The following is a 21,209-nucleotide window of genomic DNA, read 5'->3' as shown; positions in this document are numbered from 1 at the left end:
ACTCTTTGCCGAAGAAAAGAAAGCGGCTGTTGCACCCTTGCCGATTGGCGCGCGTCACGAGACAGTCCATTCAGATTCCAACGGATTGTGAGGCAATTTATGCGAATTTTGGCATTCATGACCGCCCTGATGCTGGCCGCGCCGCTGGGCGCGCTGGCAGAGGGCCGTCTGACCGTCTCTGGCGAGGCACGCGTGGCGGCGGTTCCCGACATGGCGACGATCTCGCTTGGGGCTACCGGGCGGGGCAAGACGGCGGTCGAGGCAATGAACGCGACCTCGGGCGCGGTGGACGCGATTCTCACCACATTGCGCGATCTCGGGATCGAGGCGCGCGATATCCAGACCACCCAGTTGCGGGTGGGCGAACAGACCCGGTGGGACCGCGAGCGGAACGAGGATATCTTTATCGGCTACGCCGCCTCGAACACCGTGCGCGTGCGGGTGCGCGATCTGGACGGCATCGGCGCGTTGCTTTCGGGCGTGCTGGACGATGGCGCGAACCAGCTTCAGAGCCTGAGCTTTGGCGTGCAGGATCCGCGCGCGGTCGAGGATGAGGCCCGCCGCCGTGCGGTGGCCGATGCCATGGCCAAGGCGAAACTCTATGCCGAGGCCGCCGGCGTGGCGCTTGGCCCGCTTCAGGAACTGCGCGATACGGCCGAGCCGCTGGTCTCCTCTATCGTGCAACCGGAACCGATGATGCTCGAAGAGGCCCCGGCGGCCCGCGACGTGCCGGTGGCCGCGGGCGAGATCGAGGTGCGCGCCGAGGTCACCATGGTCTTTTCCATCGGTGAATGAGGCGTAGGGTGCGCGGTCCCCGCGCACCGTCGCGTATCAAAACAGAACGGCGCGGCGATTTCTCGCCGCGCCGTTCCATTTCCCGGACCGGGAAGTTTAAGAACCGGCCTTGTTCAGCGCCTGATTCAGGTCCGCGATCAGGTCATCCGCATCTTCGATGCCGATGGAAATCCGTACCACGTTCGGCGCGGCACCCGCCGCCACCTGCTGTTCCTCGGTCAACTGGCGGTGCGTGGTCGAGGCCGAGTGGATCACAAGGCTGCGCGTGTCGCCAAGGTTGGCCACATGGCTGAAGATCTCCAGCGAGTCCACGAAACGCACGCAGGCGTCATAGCCGCCCTTCAGCGCCACGGTGAACAGACCGCCGGTGCCCTTGGGGCAGATGCGCTCGGCCCGCTCGCGGTAGGGCGAGGATTTCAGACCGGCATAGGTCACGGCCTCGACCGCGTCGTGAGTTTCCAGCCATTCCGCGACCTTCTGGGCGTTCTCCACATGGCGCTGCATCCGCAGGCTCAGCGTCTCGATGCCCATCAGCGTGTAATGCGCCGCCTGCGGGTTCAGCGTCATGCCAAGGTCGCGCAGACCGATGGCAATCCCGTGGAAGGTAAAGGCCAGCGGGCCAAAGGTCTCGTGGAACTTCAAGCCGTGGTAGGCCGATTCCGGTTCGGACAGCGAGGGGAACTTGTCGCTGGCGGACCAGTCGAACTTGCCCGAATCCACCACCACGCCGCCGGTCACGGTGCCGTTGCCGGTCAGGTACTTGGTCATCGAATGCACCACCAGCGTCGCGCCATGTTCGATCGGGCGGCAGAGGTAGGGCGTGGCCGAGGTGTTGTCGACGATCAGCGGCAGGCCTGCCTTGTCCGCAATCGCGGCCAATGCCTGAATGTCGCTGACATAGCCGCCGGGGTTGGCGACGCTTTCGCAAAAGACCGCGCGCGTGTCCTCGTCAATCGCCGCCGCGACCGCGGCCAGATCGTCGGTGTCGACGAATTTTGCCGACCAGCCAAAGCGCTTGATCGTCTGGCTGAACTGGGTGATCGACCCGCCGTACAGCCGGGTGGACACAACGATGTTGCGCCCCGGCGCCATCAGCGGGAACAGCGCCATGATCTGCGCCGCGTGGCCCGAGGAACAGCAGACCGCGCCAACGCCGCCTTCCAGTACCGCGACACGCTCTTGCAGGGCGGCCACGGTCGGGTTGGTCAGGCGCGAGTAGATATAGCCGACCTCTTGCAGGTTGAACAAAGCGGCGGCGTGTTCGGCGTCGCGGAACACATAGGCCGTGGTCTGGTAGATCGGCACCTGCCGCGCGCCGGTGGCCGGATCGGGCCGCGCGCCTGCGTGGATCTGGAGGGTATCAAAGCCGTAGCTGGGCTCTTCCTGGGTCATTCTCGGGTCTCCTCTGCGTAACTCGGCCATAGGAGTAGGCGATTGCCGCAAGAGGGGCCAGTGCGGGCGAACGGCCAGTGGCAACATTCAGATTCTGGCAGGTGTCGGGTGTTGCCATGCGGGGGATGGCCGTCCGGTTGCGATTGGTTGTCAAGATTCCGCGCGGCACGGTGAAGATGTGCGAATTTTGCGCGCGAACTGGGGCGGTTCACTTAACTTTGCGCAAAACACGCATGGGGCTTGCGCTATTCCTGACGCAACCACGCGACAGGAGTCCCCGATGCCCGACCAGATCCAAGTCTTTCGATCCATTGCCCGCGCCATCTGTGACCATGGCGTCAAGACGATGTTCGGTCTGATGGGCGATGCCAACCTGTTTATGGTGGACAGCTACGTCCGCGACTGTGGCGGGCGTTTCGTTCCTGCCGCGCATGAGGGCAGCTCGGTCCTGATGGCGCTGGCCTATGCGCATGTTTCCGGTCAGGTGGGCGTGGCCACCGTCACCCATGGTCCGGCGCTGACCAATTGCACCACGGCCCTGACCGAAGGCGCGCGCGGCCACATCCCCATGGTCCTGCTGGCCGGCGACACACCCGTCGCCAACCCTCGCCATCTGCAAGGCATAGATCAGCGCGAGTTGGTCAAGGCCACCGGCGCCGGTTTTGTCCAGCTGCGCGCGCCCGAAACCGCAGGGGCGGACGTGGCCCGCGCCTTTTACCGGGCGCAGGTCGAACGTCGTCCCATCGTGTTGAACATGCCCGCTGACTTCATGTGGCAGGAGGTCGAACATGACTGCCGCCCGCTGGATGTCTTTACCACACCCGGCGGCGTGGCCGAAGGCGACACGCTGGATCAGGCCATCGGCATGATTGCCTCGGCCCGCCGCCCGATCATCCTTGCCGGGGGCGGGGCCGTGGCGGCGCGGGACACCCTGATCCGGCTGGCTGACCGGCTGGAGGCCCCTCTGGCCACAACGTTGAAGGCCAAGGGGCTGTTTAACGACCACCCTTATAACATGGACATTTTCGGCACGCTCTCGACGCCTGCGGCCTATGATCTGATCGCCCAGTCGGACTGTATCGTCTGCTTTGGCACCGGCCTGCATGATTTCACCTCGGATCGCGGCAAGCTGATGAAGGGCAAGCGCATCGTGCAGGTGGACATCGAGGCCACCGCCATCGGTGGCAGCATCCACCCCGATGCCGCGCTGGTGGCTGACGCAGGGCTGACCGCTGAAACCATCCTTTACTGGCTGGACGAGGCCGAAATTCCCGGCAGCGGCTTTACCAAGGAACTGGACGGCGTCGACCTGACCGCGCATCCGCTGGGGTCGGACCGGACTGCCGCTGGCTGTGTGAACTACGTTCACGCGCTGGACCGGCTGGAAGAGGCGCTGCCCAAGGATCGCGTACTGGTCACCGATGGCGGGCGGTTCATGACCGAGGTCTGGTGCCGGATTTCCGCCCCCGATCCGCGCAGTTTTGTTGTCACGGCCAACTTCGGCTCTATCGGGCTGGGCCTGCAAGAGGCCATTGGCGCGGGCCTTGCCGCCCCCGACCGGCCCGTGGTCATGTTCACCGGCGATGGTGGTTTCATGATGGGCGGTATCAACGAGTTCAACACCGCCGTGCGGCTGGGGTTGGACCTGATCGTGATCGTCGCCAATGACTCGGCCTATGGTGCGGAACATATCCAGTTCCTCGACCGGCAGATGGACCCCAGCCTGACGGAGTTTGACTGGCCGTCGTTTGCCGAGGTCGGCACCGCCCTGGGCGGGCAGGGGATCGAGGTGCGCTCGGCCGATGATCTGGAACTGGCGTTGTCGGCGCTGGACAACCGGACCACGCCGGTGCTGATCGACTTGCGGCTTGATCCGAACGACGTGCCGCGTATGCGGATCTGACCCCGCTCAGGCGGTCATCACGGTTTCCACGCAGAGCACCGTCGGCAGATGGCGGGCGATCTCCTGCCAGCTGTCGCCTTCGTCCACCGAAGCAAAGACAGAACCCGAATTGGTGCCGAAATAGACCCCCGGCGTCTTGGCCCGGTCCGTGGCCATCGCCTGCCGCAGCACGGTAAAGAAACAGTGCTGTTGCGGCAGGCCTTCGCGGCAGGCTTCCCAGTTGTCGCCGCCGTCCCGCGACCGCCAGACCGCCGCCGAGGCTTCGGGCGGATAACGCCCGGCACTGTCCCCGTTCAGCGGCAGCGTCCAAAGCGTGCGCGGCTGATCCGGGTGCACCGCGATGGGAAAGCCAAAGGTCGAAGGCAGCCCCTCGGTAATGTCGTCCCAGCTGCGGCCCCCGTCCGAAGACCGCCAGACCCCGTGGTGGTTCTGCTGGTACAGAAGGTCGCCATCGCCGCCCGCGCGGACCATGTTGTGAACGCAATGCCCGGTCTCGCCGTCCTTGGGCGCGGCAGGGTGGTGGTGATGGCCGCAGGCCTCGGCATTGGACAGCCGGTTGCGCCGTTCCCATGTGCCGCCAGCATCCTCGCTGGCAAAGACCCCGGCGGCGGAAATGCCCAGCCAGATCTTGTCCGCGTCTCCGGGGCTTCCGACGATGGTGTGCAGGGTCAGCCCTGCCGCCCCCGGTTGCCAACTGTCCGCCGAGGGGTGATCGGTCAGGCTTTCGACCGCGCCCCAGCTTTCGCCGCCGTCCTCGCTGACAAAGAGCGTCGCGGGTTTGGCCCCGGCGTAAAGCTTGCCGCCCACCTGTCCCAGCGACCAGATCGCCTCGACCCGGCCGGTGAACTCGGCTGGCGGCTTTGGTTCCGACCCGAAAAAAGCGGCTGTTTCAGGGTCGTTGCGAATCCATTCGTCAACCGTGCCATCAGCCAGCTTGGCCAACTGCCATGTCTCGCCGCCGTCGGTCGATCGCCAGACACCCGCGCCGGACCATTCGCCGCCGCCGCCCGCCCAAAGCGTGCCGGTCCGGGGATCGCCGATCGCGTGGTTGATGCCCCAGCCGTCGCAAAGCGGCCCCTTGACGGTCCAGTCCTGTCGCGCCGCATCAGATTGCAGCAGGAACAATCCCTTGGTGGTGCCCACGAGCACCGTAATGACACCAGACATGGCATACCTCATCCTGAACGCCGGTTCAGGATAGCATGGCAAAGGCGTCACTGGTTGGGAATTCGCCGCTCAGCGCATCCAGAAACCGTTGCGCTTGATCTTGTTGCGGATCGCCTGTTCCTTGCGGGGCAGGTTTTCGCGGTCGAACAGCGCGCGCACCTTTTGGCCACGGCCCTGATAGATCATGCGCTTGAACGGCTCATGGCCTTTCAGCACCTTCTTGATACGATTCGGGGCGGCGACCTCTTCCAGCACCTCGACCACCCGGTCGCTTTCCCGGGCATAAAGCAGCGGCAGCATCCGGTAGTGGCAAGAGACCTGACCGTCCAGCAGCCCCTCGGGCAGCGTGTCGCGCCCGCCGCCCAAGCCGTGGATCACCAGCGGCAGAACCACTTGGTCCAGCCATGGATCAAGGCTTTGACAGACCAGTTCCGGCAGCGGGTCGTCCCGCACCGACAGCGCATAGTCCAGAAAGCGCTGACCAAAGAAGCGCGGGCAGCGGTAAAAGAAGAACCCGGCGTTGAAATAGAGGTAATGCTGCCAGTATTCCTCGGGCCAGCGCGGGTCCAGGCTGGACCCGAAATCAAGGCCGAAACGGTCATAAAGCGCCTTCCACGTCCGGGTGTAGCCGGGGCCGTACAGTTCGATCTGCGGCCATGTGCCTTCGCGCCGCAGCGATGCGGTGGGCCGGTCGAAATCGAAGGGCACCCGGTCCAGCCGGTCAAGGATCAGCGTATCGGTGTCGAAAAAGACAAAGGGTTCCCCCTCGGGCAGGACGGACAGCGCCTCGATCTTGTTGCCATAGGGATATGCGGCCCCAAAATGCCGGCTGTCAAACCGCCGGATCTCGGCCCCAAGCTCGGCCAGCAGGGCGCGGATCTCGGGTTGGTGGATGGTTGGGTCCTCGGGCCAGAGCGGGCCGGGGGCCGGTTCCGCCACGATCAGCCGCAGCCCTTCGCCGCCCTGCGCCTTCAGCGAGGCGGCAAAGAGCACGGCCTCGTATGACAGGCGGCCCGCCTGCGCCACGATGAGAAGATTTACAGTTTGAGCCGCGCTGCCCTCGCGTGCCATGGTGATCCTGCCCGTGACCTGTTTGCAGGCACTATAGGCGGGCAGGGAAGGCGCTGAAAGCCGCGCAATCCCGGGGAATTTCACAAAGGGAGCATCTTATGCTCGATCTCATCCTGATCGTCATTGCAATGGCCACCGGTGCGCCGGACAGCGAGGCCCGGCTGGAGACCGCCAAGGCCCCCGCCGCGGCCCCGACCCAAGCGCCGGAGGCCGATACCGCCGAGGCGCGGACCTATACACCCGAGGCCCCGCCGCCCAGTGCCGAGGCCGATCCCGCGCCCCAGCGTGTACTGCCCTATACCGCCGAACAACAGGTGCCCTCGGGCCGGTTCACCACTGCGGTCGAGGTCAAGCCGATCCTGAATGCCACCCGGTCCAACTGGATCGCCGTGCGCGAGTTCAACGGGCAGGATCTGGTCTATGTCACGCATCTGTGGTCATGGCGTTGCGGGCTGGTGGGGTTGCATATCGGCATCAATGGCGCAGAGGTCGAACCCTGGCCGCTGCCCGCCTGCCACGAGGACAGCCCGACGCCCAACGCCATGCTGCCCGACGATGGATTGCCCTATCGGGCTTTCCCGCTGGGCTCGGTCGAGACCGTGACGGTGGAAATCGTCTATGACGACCTCGAAATCGACATTTCCACCTTTAACCGTCTGGGGGCGCTGATCCCCTGATCGTGCCGGCCCCGCCGCCCCTTGCGGAAGGCGGGGCCGTAGCGCGTCAGAACATGCCGTTGCGATGGGCCATCTCTGCCGGGACCGGCTGTTGTGCTGCCCAATGTTCGATCAACATGCCGTCGCGCAGACGCCAGATGTCGGTGCGGGCGATCTGCTGACCCGCGACAAAGACGCGGCTATGGGCCAGCACAAGGTCGTTTTGGGCGACGATACGTTTTATGTCGACTTCGATCCCGGCAAAGCGCGTCTTGACGTCGGCCATCAGCGCGGCGGGGCCGTCTTTGCCGACACCGTGCTGAACGTAATCCGCGGCGACGTATTCGGGCACGCGGTCGGCCTGACCCTTGTTGAAGACCACGTTCATGAACTCGGCCACGCGGGCCTTGTTGGCTTCGGTCACCTCCTGCGGTTCCTCGCGGGCGGGGTGAACCATGGCAAAGGCTTTCTCGGCGTCCTCCACGGGCATCAGGATGTCCCAATGCTCGCGGCTTTTGCCGTCGGTGATGAAGTTGATGTCGACCACGAACATCAAGGGGGCCTGCGCATTGAACCGCAGCTTGGACACGGCGATCACATAGGGGCCTTCGGCAATTGTCATCACCCGTTCGTAAAGAAACTGGGCATAGTCGATCTGGTCGAACAGCGCGATTACGCCTTCGTTACCGTCGGGCATGTCCGGGTTATGCTGGACGTAGTTGTCGGAATACAGCGCGCGCAGGCGATCCCAGTCGCGTGGCATGATGGCCTCGTCAAAAATCTTGCCAAGTGTTTCCACGTTTTCGGCGGTATAGGCGCGCTCGGCGTCGGAGACTGTCAGAAAGTGACGGTCATAGGGCGCGTCCTGAGCCATTGCGGGCAAGGCGGCGGCGATCAGGGGCAGGGCGGTCAGGGCAGGTTTGAGCATGGCGCAGGTCCTTTTCTATGCGATGTCCCGGATGTACGCCGCCGGCTGATTGTTTATAATCTGCGTATGACCAAAAATACTCTTCGAAAAACATGCGTAATCTAGCCCTGTTGCGGCCCTCGGTGATCTTCGTGGCGGTGGTGCGCGAAGGGTCTTTCAATGCAGCCGCAAAGGCGCTGGGCATTTCGGCCCCGGTGGTCAGCCAGTCAGTAAGCGATCTGGAGGCGAAACTTGGCGCGCAGTTGTTGTACCGGACCACGCGCAAGCTGGCTCTGACCGAAAGCGGGCAGCGATATTTCCGCCAGATTGCCGGTATGGTTGAAGGGTTCGACAGCGCCGTGGCCGAGGTTTCAGCCCGCAGCAAGGACCTGCGGGGCAGGTTGCGCCTGTCGGGGCCGACGGTGCTTGCCTCGCATCACTTCGCCGCTTTCGTGCAGGCCTATCGCGCCGCCTTTCCCGGGGTCGCGCTGGAGATCGACCTGACGGATGAACACCGCGACCTGATCGACGAACGCTATGATCTGGTTTTGCGAATCTCGGGGCTGGACGAGCCGGCCAAGGGCGCGCGGCTGTTGTTCGAAACCCGGGGCGTGGTCTGTGCCGCGCCGTCGGTTGCGCCGATGAAAGACCCCGCCGCGCTGGAAGGGATGTGCTGGATACGCACGCCGATCATGTCGGGCCCGCTGACGCTTTGGCCGCGTGGCGGCGGAGATGGCGTCACCCTTGCACCGACCGAGCAGGTGCCGGTCAACAGCGGCCAACTGGTGCGGGCGCTGGTGGACAAGGGCATGGGGTTTGCCGTCTATCCCGCCTTTGCCGTGCGCGAGGCGCTGGCGGAGGGGCGGTTGATCGACCTTGTGCCGGACTGGCACGCGGGCAAGCGCGGATTGTTCGGCATCCTCGCCGCCCGCAACGCCGAGTTGAGCATCGCGAACGGCTTTCTTGAAGGGCTGGCGGCGCATCTGGACGCGCGCCGCCCCAGGGGCGTTACAGGGTGATGGGCTGCAAGACCTGCGGTTCGATCACATCGACGCCGGGCAGCGCCTCGGCCAGTGCCTCGGCCGATTGCTCCAGCGCCGGGAAGGTGCGGTAATGGCCGGGGATCACTGTTTTGAAATCGAAATATTCGCGGGCCGCCCAGCCTGCCTGTTTCATGTCCATCGTGTAATAGCCCCCGGCCGAAAGGATGCCGATGTCGGGTTTGAAATAGGCACCGATCCAGGCCATGTCCGCCATGATGCCGGTGTCGCCGGAATGATAGATCGTGTGGCCATCGCCCTGGATCACGAAACCGGTTTCCATGCCCATGTAGCGCGCGGTGCCGTCGACCGACATGGAGGAACTGTGCGAGGCGGGCACCATGGTCACCGAAACCTCGCCAAAGGTGATCGTTCCGCCCTTGTTGAAACTATGCCCTTCCTTGGCACCCTGTGCGATCAGCGCCGCTGCCAGTTCAAACATGCCCGAAACCGGCGCGCCGGTCTTCTGGCTGACCTCGACAATGTCATTGGTGTGGTCGAAATGGCCATGGGTGACGAGGATCTGCGTTGCGCCCGTGATGGCGGCCCCGGCGTCGTGACCTTGCATCATGGGGTTGCCGTTGATCCACGGGTCGATCAACAGCACTTCGCCGCCGATCTCGATGCGGAAAGATCCGTGGCCCAGCCAGATGATTTGCATGAGAAACTCCCTGATTTGGTCGGGTCGACCCTAGCATGATGTTGTTCCGAGGCTAGATGCAGGACATGCCGTCCGGTGGCGGTGTCGGATTTTTGAGTACTTGGACCAAGAAGAAACATGGACTGGACGCGCGCCGTCGACGGGTATTGCGAAAGGCTGGGGCCGGAATTCTGGTCGGAGCCGGTGAACGCGGTGACCAATGCCGCCTTTGTTCTTGCGGCGGTTTTCATGTGGCGGCGGAGCTTTGGGCTGGGCCGGGTGCTATGCGCGATTCTGGGCGTGATCGGGATCGGATCATTCCTGTTTCACACCTTCGCGCAGCCCTGGGCCGGGGTGGCCGATGTGCTGCCGATCCTGGTCTATGTGCTGGTCTATATCTATGCCGCCAACCGGGATTTCTGGCGGATGGGGCGCTGGGTGTCTTTGGGGGGGACCGTGTTGTTCTTTCCCTTCGCGGCTTTGACTGTGCCCCTGTTCGGGATGATCCCCGGTTTGGGCGGGACGGCGAGCTATGCGCCGGTGCCCCTGTTGATCGCGATCTATGCGGTGCTGTTGCGCCACCGCGCGCCCGCGACCGCGCGGGGATTGGCCATCGGGGTGGTGATCCTGCTGCTGTCGATGGCCGCGCGGACCATGGATGATCCTTTGTGCAGCCTGTTCCCGATGGGCACGCATTTCCTTTGGCACCTGCTGAACGCGGTGATGTTGGGCTGGATGATCCATGTCTGGACGCGGCATGTGCTTGCGGCGCGCGGGGCAGAGCGGTAAAGCCTGCGCTGAATTCACAGTTTAAGAGGCCCCCATGTCGATCGACATCGAGACCGCGGCGCGCGTGGCGCACCTGGCCCGTATCAAGGTGGAAGAAGAAGATCTGCCGGCGCTGGCCCAATCCTTCAACGACATCCTCGGCTTTATCGAGCAGTTGAACGAGGTGGATGTCGAAGGTGTGGAACCGATGGTGTCGGTCACGCCGATGCGGCTGAAGCGGCGCAAGGATGGTGTCACCGATGGTGGCATGCAGGACAAGGTTCTGTCCAATGCGCCCGACGCGCGCGAGGGCTTTTTCGCAGTGCCGAAGGTGGTGGAATGACGGATCTCACGAAACTGAAGATCGCCGAGGCGCGCGATGCGCTGCGCAAGGGTGATGTGACCTCGGCCGAGCTGACCGAGGCCTGTCTGACGGCCATCGACAAGGCCGATGCGTTGAACGCTTTCGTGCACAAAACGCCCGAGATCGCGCGCGAACAGGCCGCTGCGGCGGATGCACGGATCAAGGCGGGCGATGCGCCGTCGCTCTGCGGTATCCCGCTGGGGATCAAGGACCTGTTCTGCACCAAGGGGGTGGCGAGCCAAGCGGCGTCCAACATCCTTGGCGGGTTCAAGCCCGAGTATGAGTCCACCGTGACCAGCCAGTTGTTCGATGCGGGCGCGGTCATGTTGGGCAAGCTGAACATGGATGAATTCGCCATGGGGTCGTCGAACGAGACCTCGTGTTATGGCAATGCGGTGAACCCTTGGCGGCGCGGCAATGACGATGCGCAACTGACACCGGGCGGGTCTTCGGGCGGGTCGGCCTCGGCCGTGGCCGCGGATCTGTGCCTTGGCGCCACCGGCACCGACACCGGCGGATCGATCCGCCAGCCTGCGGCCTTTACCGGCATCACCGGAATCAAGCCGACCTATGGGCGTTGCTCGCGCTGGGGCATCGTGGCCTTTGCCTCGTCGCTGGACCAGGCGGGGCCGATGGCCAAGGATGTGCGCGATGCCGCGATCATGCTGGAAGCCATGTGCGGCCATGACCCCAAGGATTCGACCAGCGCCGAACTGGCCGTGCCGGATTTCGAATCCATGCTGACCGGAGACATCAAGGGCAAGATCATCGGCATTCCGCGTGAATACCGTATGGACGGCATGCCCGAAGAGATCGACGCGCTTTGGGCCGAGGGCCGCAAGATGCTGGAGGATGCGGGCGCGAAAATCGTCGATATCAGCCTGCCGCATACGAAATACGCCCTGCCGGCCTATTACGTGATCGCGCCGGCCGAAGCCTCGTCCAACCTCGCCCGTTATGACGGGGTGCGCTATGGCCACCGTGCCAAGCTGAGCCAGGGCGACGGCATCGTCGAAATGTACGAAAAGACCCGTGCCGAGGGCTTTGGTGACGAGGTCAAGCGCCGCGTGATGGTGGGCACCTATGTTTTGTCGGCAGGTTTTTACGACGCTTATTACAACCGCGCGCGCAAGGTGCGGACGCTGATCAAGAAGGACTTTGAGGATGTGTTCGCGCAGGGTGTGGATGCAATCCTGACGCCCGCGACGCCCTCGGCGGCCTTTGGTCTTGGCGAGATGCAGGATGCCGATCCGGTGCAGATGTACCTCAACGACGTCTTTACCGTGACGGTGAACCTTGCCGGGCTGCCGGGGATTTCGGTTCCCGCCGGGCTGGACAAGCAAGGGCTGCCGCTGGGGCTGCAACTGATTGGACGCCCGTGGGAAGAAGGCGATCTGCTGAATTGCGCCTATGCGCTCGAGCAATCCGCCGGATTTGTGGCAAAGCCCGCGAAATGGTGGTAAGGCCTGTCGTCAAAGAACAGGCAGGACAGACGATGCGGAGCTATCTTTTGGTTGTGGCGGCCTTGGCCGTGGCGGCTTGTGAACCGGCTGTGCCCGACAGCGGGGCGGGTGTGCCCGATCCCGGGGCAGGGGTCGGGTTCGGCAACTACGACGATTATGCCGCCCGGCGTGACGCCCAGTTGAACGGCGAAGCGGGGCCGATCCCGGTTGCGCCGGACGTGCAGTCCGGCCCGATCGACGGGGATGAGGCACGCGCTGCCGCCGCCGCGCGACTGGACAATTCCGGCGTCGATCCGGTTCAGGCGGACCCCTCGAACCCGCCGCCGCAGTTGGTTGCCAATGCGCGCGGCATCTCGGGCGAGAACGATTTTACCGCTGTGTCGCGCACCCGTGACATTGCCGATGACGCCCGGCTGATCGAACGCAACCGCGCGCAGTATACCGTGGTTCAGCCAGAGGCGCTGCCCAAGCGTCCCGGCAGCGATGCGCCGAACATCGTGGAATACGCGTTGCGGACCACCAACCCGGTGGGCACGCCGCTGTACAAACGGTCGAGCTTTAACGCGCAGGCGCGGTATCAGCGGGCCTGTTCTGCCTATACCTCGGCTGATCTTGCGCAGGAGGATTTCCTTGCGCTCGGCGGGCCGGAGAAAGACCGCAAAGGTCTTGATCCGGACGGTGACGGTTTCGCCTGCTCGTGGAATCCGGCACCGTTCCGCGCGGTGCGCGGCGGCTGAGCCGCCCCGTGACGCCGGAACCCCTTTGGTTTGCCTCTCCGAACTTCGGGGACCGGCGCGGTGTGGCCGCGCCGGACATGATCGTTCTGCACTATACGGCCATGACCAGCGCCGAAGCGGCGCGTGACTGGCTGTGCGCCCCCGAAAGCGAAGTGTCCTGCCACTACGTGATCGCCGAAGACGGGCGATTGTGGCAATTGGTGCACGAAGATCATCGGGCATGGCATGCCGGGCGCGGGTCTTGGGGCGCTGTGACCGATGTGAACTCGCACTCGATCGGTATCGAACTGGCGAATACCGGGTTTCATCCTTTCCCGGACCCGCAGATCGCCGCGCTGGAGGCGCTGCTGGCTGGGATCATGTCGCGCTGGGCGATCCGGCCCGAACGCGTTGTCGGCCATTCCGACACGGCGCTTGGGCGCAAGACCGATCCGGGAGGTCGTTTCGATTGGCAAAGGCTGGCGCGTCAGGGCCTTGCCATTTGGTCGGACGCGCGAGGCGAGGATGTGGACGCGGGGCGTTTTCGCGACGATTGCAGGCGTTTCGGCTATGATTCTACACTGGAAAGGGCAGATGACGTATTGAACGCGGTGCGCCTGCGGTTCCGTCCATGGGGGCAGGGGCCGCTGAACGGGGATGATTGCGCCGTCATGGCAGACCTCGCCAACCGGCATTCTTGTGCCTGAGGGCACGGCAGCGCGGGCGCGTTTCCGGACAGGCTGGAACGAAGATCAGCGTCAGTCCAGCCGGTAGGGCAGCACGTCGCGGCGGTTGGGCGTGGTGGTCAGGCGCTTTTCCAGCGGTGGGACCGAGCGCTGGTGGCAATTGGTCCGCTCGCAGATTCGACAACTGATGCCGATGGGTTCAAAGGCGCTGGCGCGGGTGAAATCCATGTCATCCGCATAGACAAGCGCCGCGGCATGGCGCACTTCGCAGCCAATAGAGATCGCATAGCGGCGCACCGGCGCGCCGAAATGGCCTCCGGTTTTCGAGACATCCACCGCCAGCGAGATATAGCGGACACCATCCGGTGTTTCGGCAAGCTGGCGTAGGAAGCGCCCCGGCGTTTCAAAGGCGCGGTGGACGTTCCACAGCGGGCAGGCCCCGCCGAAGCGGGCAAATTGCAGCCGCGTTGCAGAGTGGCGCTTGGTGATCGTGCCAGCCTGATCGACGCGGACAAAGAAAAACGGAACGCCCTTGGCCCCGGGCCGTTGCAGCGTCGACAGGCGGTGCGCGACCTGTTCGATCGACGCGCCAAACCGCGCGGCCAGCAGTTCAAGGTCGTGCCGGGTTTCCTGCGCGGCCGAGAGGAAGGCCTTGTAAGGCATCATCGCGGCGCCGGCGAAGTAATTGGCCAGCCCCAGCTTGGCGATGGCGCGTGCCTCGTCTGACTGGAACCGGGCAAGGTCCAGCGTGGCGTCCAGCAATTGGTTCTGTCGTAACAGGGCCACCTGAACCAGCAACTGAAAGGTCTGGGTCTCGACCGGCAAAAGCGAGGACAGCACAAGCTCTTGCCGCTCTTCGTCAAAGGCGCGCATGGGCGCGCCCTGTGACAGGCGAACGGTGATCCCGCGCGCCTCCAGCCGTTCGATGGCCGCGCCACGCATGTCCGCCTCGGTCCCGTGCAGCTTGGCGAAATGTTCTGCCGCCCGGTCCACCGCATCGATATAGTTATCACAGTAGTGAAAGAAGTCGCGCACCTCTTCCCAAGGGCTGGGTTGCAATTGCGCCCCTTCACGTCCCAGCGCCTCGTCCAGCGAGGCCAGACGTTCATGGGTCTGCCGATAGGCGCGGTGCAAGGCAAGGAAGGCCCGCGCCAGCACCGGTGCGTTCGAAGCGGTCAGCCGCAGGTCCGCCAGTTGCGGCGAGGTCTCGCCAAAGACCGGATCAGCCAGCGCCTCGCGCATATCGGTCACCAGCCGTTCCGCATCTCCCTGGCCCAGTTCGGTCACGTCGAACCCGAACTCTTGCGCGAGGGCCAGCACCACCGTGGTGCTGACCGGACGGTTGTTGTTTTCCATCTGGTTGAGATAGGGCAGCGAGATTCCCAGCTTGGCGGCGAAATCCTTCTGCGTGAGGTTCAGGCGGGTGCGGATGTCGCGCAGCTTGGCGCCGGCATAGAGTTTCTGGGTGGCCATGGTTTGCGTCTTGCGAATTTGATTTCGCAAAGATGCAAACTTTGTCAGGCCACGTCCAGCCCCTTGAGCTGTCGTGCCCGTCGGATAACCACGAGAATTGCGATGACCGAGGCGAGACCGGACCCGAACATCATCCACAACAGCGGCCAGGCACCGGCGCCATCGGTCAGCAGCATTCCCGCAAGCTGCGATAGGGCCGCACCACCGCCCAGCATGATCGCGCCGGACAAGCCCGAGGCGGTGCCCGCCAGATGCGGGCGCACCGACAGCGCCCCGGCAGTGGCATTGGGGATGGTCAACCCGTTGCCCAGCCCGACGAAGGTCATGAAGCCGAAAAAGGTGAAGGCGGTGCCAAAACCGGCGGCAAAGACCAGCAGTGACAGCGCCATACCGCCGGTCACGATCATCCCGCCCCAAAGAACCATGCGGTTGATGCCGATCCGCGCCGAGAAGCGTCCCGAGAGGTAGTTTCCAAGCGCATAACCCACGGCGGGCGCGCCAAAGAGGAACCCAAGGACGGTGGGTGAGAGGCCAAAGACTTCCATCCCCACATATGACGCACCGCCCACGTAGGAAAAGAACGCGCCCGAGGAAAAGGCGCAGGCCAGTGCATAGCCCCAGAATCGCGGGCTGCGGAACAGTTCGGGGTACTCGCGAAACTGCTGTGCCATGGTCAGGCCGCTGCGGGCCTTGGTTTCCCCCAGATCACGGTGACACAGCCAGTACATTGCAATACCAAGCGCCAGCATCAGCCAGAAATTCGAATGCCAGCCGAATTGTTCGGCCAGCCAGCCGCCCAGAACCGGGGCCAGCATCGGCACGATGGACATGCCCATGGTGACATAACCGATCATCGAGGCGGCCTCGTCCGGCGGATAGAGATCACGCACGACGGCGCGGCTCAGGACCATGGCAACCACGATGAAGGCCTGGATCAGGCGGAAGAACAGGAACAGCCCGACATTGGTGGCCAGCAGGCAGCCAATGGTCGCAAGGATAAAGATCGCGACCCCGCCAAGAATCACCGGCCGCCGTCCAAGCTTGTCCGAAACAGGCCCGATGAACAGTTGCAGCACCGCGTTGCCCAGCAAATAGCCCGAGACCGAGGCCTGCATCAGCGCGTAATCGGTTTGGAACCAATCGGCCATGATTTGCAGCGACGGCACAAAAATATTCATCACCAGCGCGGACATGCCGGCCAGCAGAACAAGTGTGGCTATATGTGGCGGTGTGCTTCGGTCCAGAAACCGAGCCGGAGAATGCGGGCTCATGCGACACGGGTAGGGGGCTGCGGCGCAAATGTCCATGCATTACGTGCTGACAGCATGTAATTTGAAGATTTGCATTTTTCACTTCGGATTGTTTTCTGAATTTGCAAATTTGCGAGTAAATCCTTGAGGCGCGCGGTTTCCCCTGTATTTTCGCGACAAACCGAAAAGGGGCCGCAGATGAAAGACATCATTCAGGAACTGCACGACCGCCGTGAGAATGCCCGCCTGGGCGGGGGGCAAAAGCGGATCGACGCACAACACGCCAAGGGCAAGCTGACCGCGCGCGAGCGGATCGAGCTTTTGGTCGATGAGGGCAGTTTCGAGGAATACGACACTTTCGTCGCCCATCGCTGCACCGATTTCGGCATGGAAAAGAACCGCCCCTATGGCGATGGCGTTGTGACCGGCGTGGGGACGATCAACGGGCGCATGGTCTATGTCTTCAGTCAGGACTTCACCGTTCTGGGCGGATCGGTTTCGGCCACCCATGCGCAGAAGATCTGCAAGATCATGGATATGGCGATCCAGAACGGCGCGCCGGTCATCGGCCTGAACGACTCGGGCGGGGCGCGGATTCAGGAAGGTGTCGATTCGCTGGCCGGCTATGCCGAGATCTTTCAGCGCAATATCGAGGCCTCGGGTGTGATTCCGCAGATCTCGGTCATCATGGGGCCCTGTGCCGGGGGGGCGGTCTATTCGCCCGCCATGACCGATTTCATCTTTATGGTCAAAGACACGTCCTACATGTTCGTCACCGGCCCCGACGTGGTCAAGACCGTGACCAACGAGGTTGTCACCGCCGAGGAGTTGGGCGGTGCGGGCACGCATACCAAGAAAAGCTCGGTCGCCGATGGGGCCTTTGAAAACGACGTCGAGGCGCTGGCCGAGATTCGCCGGCTTGTCGATTTCCTGCCCAAGTCGAACCGTGAAAAGCCGCCGGTGCGCCCCTTCTTTGACGATGTGGATCGTGTCGAGGCCAGCCTCGACACGCTGATCCCCGACAACCCCAACATGCCCTATGACATGAAAGAACTGATCCTGAAGGTCGCGGACGAGGGCGATTTCTACGAGATTCAGGCCGATCACGCGGGCAATATCATCACCGGTTTCATCCGGCTTGAAGGTCAGACCGTGGGTGTGGTCGCCAACCAGCCGATGGTTCTGGCGGGCGTTCTGGACATCGACAGTTCAAAGAAAGCGGCCCGTTTCGTGCGGTTCTGCGACTGTTTCGAAATCCCGCTGCTGACCTTTGTGGACGTGCCGGGCTTTCTGCCGGGGACCTCGCAGGAATACGGCGGTGTCATCAAGCACGGTGCCAAGCTGCTGTTCGCCTTTGGCGAGGCCACGGTGCCCAAGGTCACGGTCATCACGCGCAAGGCCTATGGCGGTGCCTATGACGTGATGTCGTCCAAACACCTGCGCGCCGACGTCAATTATGCATGGCCCACGGCACAGATCGCGGTCATGGGGGCCAAGGGCGCGGCCGAGATCATCTTCCGTGCGGATCTGAACGATCCGGACAAGATCGCCGCCCATGCCGCCGAATACGAAGATCGCTTTGCCAATCCCTTCATCGCGGCCGAGCGCGGCTTTGTCGATGAGGTGATCCAGCCGCGTTCGACCCGTCGGCGGGTGGCCCGTGCCTTTGCCATGCTGCGCGACAAGAAGCGCACGATGCCTTGGAAAAAGCACGACAACATCCCGCTCTGACCCGTCGGAGAACCCGTCATGGTCCCCAGCCCGGATAAGGCGCCGCAACTGGCGGAGGCTTTTGTCAAAACCGCGCGCGACGCTTACGGGCGGGCGCTGGATTACAGCCTCGACAGCCTGCCTCAGGTCGACCGCATTCTGGACGATCTCGGGCGGGCGGACCGGGGTGGGGCCGACAACCGTCTGCTGCTGGTGGCGGCCTCTTGCTATCTCGGCGAGGTTATCATCCGCGCCGGGGCGGGGGCCTGGGTCGCCGCTGGCCCGCGAGAGCCGCTCTCGCTGAAGGCGGGGGCATTGCGGGCGGTGCCACATGACAAGGTGCTCAAGCGGCTGGAAGAGGGGCCCGAAGAGGCACTTTTGCCCTATGCGATGCTGTTCCTTGAAAAGGCGCAGCCGGAACTGGAAATGATCGCCGCCCGAGAGGCGGCCCGCCAGCGCGGATTGTTCGCGCGGCTTAAACGATGGGTAAACGCATGAAGCGGAATGGCTGGCATATCAGCGAAAACACCGACAGCTACGTGTTGGCCCGCCAGTGGCCGCCGCGGTTTGACATTTCCGCGATGAGCGAGTTTCCGCCTGCAAAGGCTTCCAGACTGGCCCGCCAGGTGCGTCAGGACCTTTGGCGCAAATTTCAGCACTTGCGCGGTTTCTCCCCGGTGGTAGAAATTTCTACGACGAAAGTCGGAATGACGGTTCGCGCCGGTGGCCGCCTTACAGGGCGCGCGCCTCGGGACGCAGAAAACCAGATCAAGGAACTGCTCGACAGCCCGGCGCATCGCGCACGCTGGCTGACCTGGGCGGCGGAGGGCGCCCGATGAGGCGCTTGTGGAATTCGGCACCGGGTGCGCCCGATGCCATGGCGGCCCCGGTGGGAGGAGCTGATGGGGCAACCTGTCGGTGCCGGGGCTGCCGCCTGAATTTCAGCTTTCTTTCCGGTATTTTGCTTGCGATGGCCTGCGCCGCTCCGGTGGCGGCGCGGGACATTCCGCTGGCGGATGTCTTGCCGGGAACGGGGCTGGATTTTGCCTATCACGACATGATCGCCCAGCCACCGGATTGGCGGGTCCGCTACCTTGTGCCGGAACTGGCTCGGGGCGGGCTTGCCTACGAGGCGATGGCCGGCGATATCGAACAGCTTTGCGTGCAGGATGCCCTGCCGCGTGTCATCGAAACCGGCAGCGCGCCGGTTCGTATTGTCATCACACTGATGTCGGAACCGGTGGCCTTCGGCGAAATGACGCCGAATGTCACCCAGTTCTTCGAGAGCTTTCTCGTCGAAAACGACCTCTGCATCTGGGAGGCTTTTTAATGACTCCACAATATCTTGCGATGAGACTCTCATGTGGACAAGTTTCTGCGACTTCTGAGTCACAGGCCGATTCGTTGGCACGGTCGGCATATCTTTTTCCATGGCGCTCAGGTAGGTTCGTCACTGATTGCACCCAAGCAATCGAAACCTCTGAACGGGGACAGGCAGGGCGCTTGCGCGCTGAATGTTTCGTTGCACTAGACAGGAGTAGAAGATGTCCAAGAGCATCAAACTGCTTGCCATGTTTGCTGTCATCGCCGGCGTTTCCGCTTGCGCGCAGCAGGAAGAAGAAGAGTACATCGTGGTCGATCCCGAGCCCATCTCGGTCGAGCCGGTCTACACAGGCAAGTACAAGTAAGAACCTATCGGGGCGGGCGCGAACGTCCGTCCCGCTTTTCCGCCGGTTCGGGGCAGTTGGCGGAGATAACACGAGCCATGCGATTGTCACGCGCCGTTCAGGCGCGCGATCCTTTGTGCCGGGGGCCGGCACATGCTGAAGCATCGCGGATTTCCCGGCCGCCTGACCGGCACAGACTATCAGTTCACGATCCGGCGTGCGAACCCCAAGGGGGTGACGGCCATCACCCGGCGCGAACGTTATCGCGACCGTCGCCCTGCCGACCGGCGCGCCGACACCGCCTTCATGGCCGCGCTCTGGCAACATTTCGGCACGGACCCGTTCGAACGCGGCAATCTGGATGCCGGTCGCCTGTCGTGGCTCTTTGGCCGCGAGGTTCTGCCCTACGACGACCCCTTTGACCCGGAAAGCTATGACGCGCTTCTGGTCATCGACGAGGCCGCGGCGCGCGCGGCTTTCCCGGAGGCCTTCGAGATGTCGGAGGACTGGGAATGAGCGTGGGCATATTCTTGCCAATTCGCCGTCCGATTGCGCGGGCGGTTGCCGACGGAAATTTTGCAGCCGATGCGGGCTTTGCAGATCGACAGCTTTCTGCAAGCGTGAACGCGGGTCGCGGCAGTGGTCCCTTTTCGTCCCTGCGTCCCCGCGAAACCCAACCCCCCTCGGGGCGGTCCGGTCTGTCCCCGGCCAGACCGCCCCACTTGGGTGTATCCCCTGGTAAAGTTGCGATAAATCAAAGGCTTGGCGGATATCCGCGCCCTGAATCGGGCGCGGGGAAATCGGACTGGATTTTCCCCTTGGCATGCTGTTCAGTGAGGCTTGAGCAGTCGAAGTCAGATGGGGAGAACCTCACATGCGCAGACAGATCATTCCGGCCATCAAGACCCCTGTATCCATCGCCGCCCTCCTTGCGCTTGCGGCCTGCGGGGACAACCTGGCCGAGCAAGCCGCCTTTGGTGCCGGGGCAGGTGCGGCCGGTGCCGTTGCGCTGGACGTCAACCTTCTCACCGGTGCCGCTGCGGGCGCGGCCACGAACATGGCCTATTGCAGCACCTATCCGGCGCGCTGCTGACCCATGTGTTCGGCGGCTTGCCGCCCATGCTGCGCCGGTTCTTGCCGGTCTTTTCAAACGCTTCCGGAACGATCTTCCCCCTGCAACGTTGGTAGGCAATAACGCCCAAACACTGACATGGGAGAAGGGAAGATCCTCATGCGTATCCTTACGATTTCCGCGGCGCTCGTCGCTACACTTGGCCTTGCAGCTTGCGAAGGCACCGATCTTGAACGCGGCGTGCTTGGCGCAGGTGTCGGCGCGGCCGGTGCCGCTGCGACCGGTGGCAATGTCGCGGCCGGTGCCGCGATTGGTGGCGCAGCCGGTGTCGTCTGTGACGACGTCGCGCCGCAGTTCTGCCGCCGCTGACACGTTCCATGGCGCGCGCCTGACCGGCGCCGCCCCCGTTGAAATGAAACGCCGCCCGGAGTTTGCGCTCCGGGCGGCGTTTGCATGTGCAGACGCGCCC

24 protein-coding genes are annotated in these 21,209 nt (G+C 63.6%); 17 read left to right on the top strand and 7 right to left on the bottom strand.

Features of this window, described 5'->3' with window-relative positions; all coding sequences use genetic code 11:
• Nucleotides 1-117: 117 nt before the first annotated feature.
• Complete coding sequence (locus KJP30_RS06595; RefSeq protein WP_246594367.1) at nt 118-795, top strand: SIMPL domain-containing protein; 678 nt, start codon at nt 118-120, stop codon at nt 793-795.
• A gap of 96 nt (nt 796-891) precedes the next feature.
• Here the strand turns inward: KJP30_RS06595 and KJP30_RS06590 are convergent, their stop codons facing one another.
• Nucleotides 892-2,187 carry an O-acetylhomoserine aminocarboxypropyltransferase/cysteine synthase family protein gene (locus KJP30_RS06590; RefSeq protein ID WP_218448179.1) on the bottom strand — a complete coding sequence of 432 codons (1,296 nt, stop codon included), beginning with the start codon at nt 2,185-2,187 and terminating at the stop codon, nt 892-894.
• 280 nt (nt 2,188-2,467) lie between these two features.
• Here KJP30_RS06590 and KJP30_RS06585 point away from each other — a divergent pair, with 280 nt between their 5' ends.
• Nucleotides 2,468-4,090 (top strand): thiamine pyrophosphate-binding protein, encoded by a 1,623-nt coding sequence (locus KJP30_RS06585; protein WP_218448178.1) that lies wholly within the window; start codon nt 2,468-2,470, stop codon nt 4,088-4,090.
• A 6-nt stretch (nt 4,091-4,096) separates the two neighbouring features.
• Here KJP30_RS06585 and KJP30_RS06580 read toward each other — a convergent pair whose 3' ends face one another.
• Nucleotides 4,097-5,257: a beta propeller repeat protein gene (locus KJP30_RS06580; RefSeq protein WP_218448177.1), complete on the bottom strand. Its 1,161-nt coding sequence runs from the start codon at nt 5,255-5,257 to the stop codon at nt 4,097-4,099.
• A gap of 69 nt (nt 5,258-5,326) precedes the next feature.
• Nucleotides 5,327-6,328 carry a GT-B fold glycosyltransferase domain-containing protein gene (locus KJP30_RS06575; RefSeq protein WP_218448176.1) on the bottom strand — a complete coding sequence of 334 codons (1,002 nt, stop codon included), beginning with the start codon at nt 6,326-6,328 and terminating at the stop codon, nt 5,327-5,329.
• A 98-nt stretch (nt 6,329-6,426) separates the two neighbouring features.
• On the opposite strand from KJP30_RS06575, the gene KJP30_RS06570 reads away from it, so the two are divergent.
• Nucleotides 6,427-7,005: a hypothetical protein gene (locus KJP30_RS06570; RefSeq protein WP_218448175.1), complete on the top strand. Its 579-nt coding sequence runs from the start codon at nt 6,427-6,429 to the stop codon at nt 7,003-7,005.
• A 46-nt stretch (nt 7,006-7,051) separates the two neighbouring features.
• On the opposite strand, the gene KJP30_RS06565 is transcribed toward KJP30_RS06570, so the two are convergent.
• The gene (locus KJP30_RS06565) at nt 7,052-7,912 is read right to left on the bottom strand and encodes a nuclear transport factor 2 family protein (RefSeq protein WP_218448174.1); all 861 of its coding nucleotides are present in this window, start codon (nt 7,910-7,912) and stop codon (nt 7,052-7,054) included.
• A 92-nt stretch (nt 7,913-8,004) separates the two neighbouring features.
• Here KJP30_RS06565 and KJP30_RS06560 point away from each other — a divergent pair, with 92 nt between their 5' ends.
• Complete coding sequence (locus KJP30_RS06560; RefSeq protein WP_218448173.1) at nt 8,005-8,910, top strand: LysR family transcriptional regulator; 906 nt, start codon at nt 8,005-8,007, stop codon at nt 8,908-8,910.
• Here the strand turns inward: KJP30_RS06560 and KJP30_RS06555 are convergent.
• Entirely contained in the window at nt 8,900-9,592 is a 693-nt protein-coding gene (locus KJP30_RS06555) for a metal-dependent hydrolase (protein WP_218448172.1), read from the bottom strand. The two genes, KJP30_RS06560 and KJP30_RS06555, sit on opposite strands and share 11 nt — an antisense overlap.
• Before the next feature lie 117 nt (nt 9,593-9,709).
• Between KJP30_RS06555 and KJP30_RS06550 the strand changes: the two genes are divergently transcribed.
• Genes KJP30_RS06550 through KJP30_RS06530 form a run of 5 tightly spaced genes read left to right on the top strand, consistent with a single transcriptional unit; the run spans nt 9,710 to nt 13,589 of the window.
• Complete coding sequence (locus tag KJP30_RS06550) at nt 9,710-10,360, top strand: ceramidase domain-containing protein (RefSeq protein ID WP_218448171.1); 651 nt, start codon at nt 9,710-9,712, stop codon at nt 10,358-10,360.
• Between the two features lie 34 nt (nt 10,361-10,394).
• Nucleotides 10,395-10,682, top strand: a complete 288-nt coding sequence (gatC, locus tag KJP30_RS06545; RefSeq protein WP_218448170.1) for an Asp-tRNA(Asn)/Glu-tRNA(Gln) amidotransferase subunit GatC — start codon at nt 10,395-10,397, stop codon at nt 10,680-10,682.
• Complete coding sequence (gatA, locus tag KJP30_RS06540; protein WP_218448169.1) at nt 10,679-12,166, top strand: Asp-tRNA(Asn)/Glu-tRNA(Gln) amidotransferase subunit GatA; 1,488 nt, start codon at nt 10,679-10,681, stop codon at nt 12,164-12,166. The genes gatC and gatA overlap by 4 nt, the downstream gene beginning before the upstream one ends.
• A gap of 32 nt (nt 12,167-12,198) precedes the next feature.
• The gene (locus KJP30_RS06535) at nt 12,199-12,903 is read left to right on the top strand and encodes a hypothetical protein (RefSeq protein WP_218448168.1); all 705 of its coding nucleotides are present in this window, start codon (nt 12,199-12,201) and stop codon (nt 12,901-12,903) included.
• Between the two features lie 8 nt (nt 12,904-12,911).
• Nucleotides 12,912-13,589 carry an N-acetylmuramoyl-L-alanine amidase gene (locus KJP30_RS06530; protein ID WP_343222746.1) on the top strand — a complete coding sequence of 226 codons (678 nt, stop codon included), beginning with the start codon at nt 12,912-12,914 and terminating at the stop codon, nt 13,587-13,589.
• Between the two features lie 51 nt (nt 13,590-13,640).
• On the opposite strand, the gene KJP30_RS06525 is transcribed toward KJP30_RS06530, so the two are convergent.
• Both KJP30_RS06525 and KJP30_RS06520 read right to left on the bottom strand, forming a co-directional pair.
• Nucleotides 13,641-15,041 (bottom strand): helix-turn-helix domain-containing protein, encoded by a 1,401-nt coding sequence (locus tag KJP30_RS06525; protein ID WP_218448167.1) that lies wholly within the window; start codon nt 15,039-15,041, stop codon nt 13,641-13,643.
• A 44-nt stretch (nt 15,042-15,085) separates the two neighbouring features.
• A complete protein-coding gene (locus KJP30_RS06520; RefSeq protein ID WP_218448166.1) occupies nt 15,086-16,312 on the bottom strand; it encodes a multidrug effflux MFS transporter in 1,227 nt (408 codons plus the stop codon).
• Between the two features lie 177 nt (nt 16,313-16,489).
• Here KJP30_RS06520 and KJP30_RS06515 point away from each other — a divergent pair, with 177 nt between their 5' ends.
• From KJP30_RS06515 to KJP30_RS06480, 8 genes are all read left to right on the top strand, one after another.
• Entirely contained in the window at nt 16,490-18,022 is a 1,533-nt protein-coding gene (locus tag KJP30_RS06515; protein WP_218448165.1) for an acyl-CoA carboxylase subunit beta, read from the top strand.
• 18 nt (nt 18,023-18,040) lie between these two features.
• Entirely contained in the window at nt 18,041-18,499 is a 459-nt protein-coding gene (locus tag KJP30_RS06510; RefSeq protein ID WP_218448164.1) for a hypothetical protein, read from the top strand.
• Nucleotides 18,496-18,840, top strand: a complete 345-nt coding sequence (locus KJP30_RS06505) for a hypothetical protein (protein ID WP_218448163.1) — start codon at nt 18,496-18,498, stop codon at nt 18,838-18,840. The genes KJP30_RS06510 and KJP30_RS06505 overlap by 4 nt, the downstream gene beginning before the upstream one ends.
• A 131-nt stretch (nt 18,841-18,971) precedes the next feature.
• Nucleotides 18,972-19,331: a DUF6497 family protein gene (locus KJP30_RS06500; RefSeq protein ID WP_218448162.1), complete on the top strand. Its 360-nt coding sequence runs from the start codon at nt 18,972-18,974 to the stop codon at nt 19,329-19,331.
• A gap of 214 nt (nt 19,332-19,545) precedes the next feature.
• Entirely contained in the window at nt 19,546-19,689 is a 144-nt protein-coding gene (locus KJP30_RS06495) for a hypothetical protein (RefSeq protein WP_162846276.1), read from the top strand.
• A gap of 132 nt (nt 19,690-19,821) precedes the next feature.
• Nucleotides 19,822-20,184: a hypothetical protein gene (locus KJP30_RS06490; RefSeq protein ID WP_218448161.1), complete on the top strand. Its 363-nt coding sequence runs from the start codon at nt 19,822-19,824 to the stop codon at nt 20,182-20,184.
• 358 nt (nt 20,185-20,542) lie between these two features.
• Nucleotides 20,543-20,761 carry a hypothetical protein gene (locus KJP30_RS06485; RefSeq protein WP_218448160.1) on the top strand — a complete coding sequence of 73 codons (219 nt, stop codon included), beginning with the start codon at nt 20,543-20,545 and terminating at the stop codon, nt 20,759-20,761.
• Nucleotides 20,762-20,899: 138 nt separating this feature from the next.
• Nucleotides 20,900-21,109 (top strand): hypothetical protein, encoded by a 210-nt coding sequence (locus tag KJP30_RS06480; protein ID WP_218448159.1) that lies wholly within the window; start codon nt 20,900-20,902, stop codon nt 21,107-21,109.
• The last annotated feature ends 100 nt before the right edge of the window (nt 21,110-21,209 follow it).

The organism is Antarctobacter sediminis (genome assembly GCF_019218285.1).
In the GTDB taxonomy this organism is placed as follows: domain Bacteria; phylum Pseudomonadota; class Alphaproteobacteria; order Rhodobacterales; family Rhodobacteraceae; genus Antarctobacter; species Antarctobacter sediminis.
Note: the sequence above shows the minus strand (reverse complement) of the source record. Positions and strands in the feature narration are given on the sequence as shown.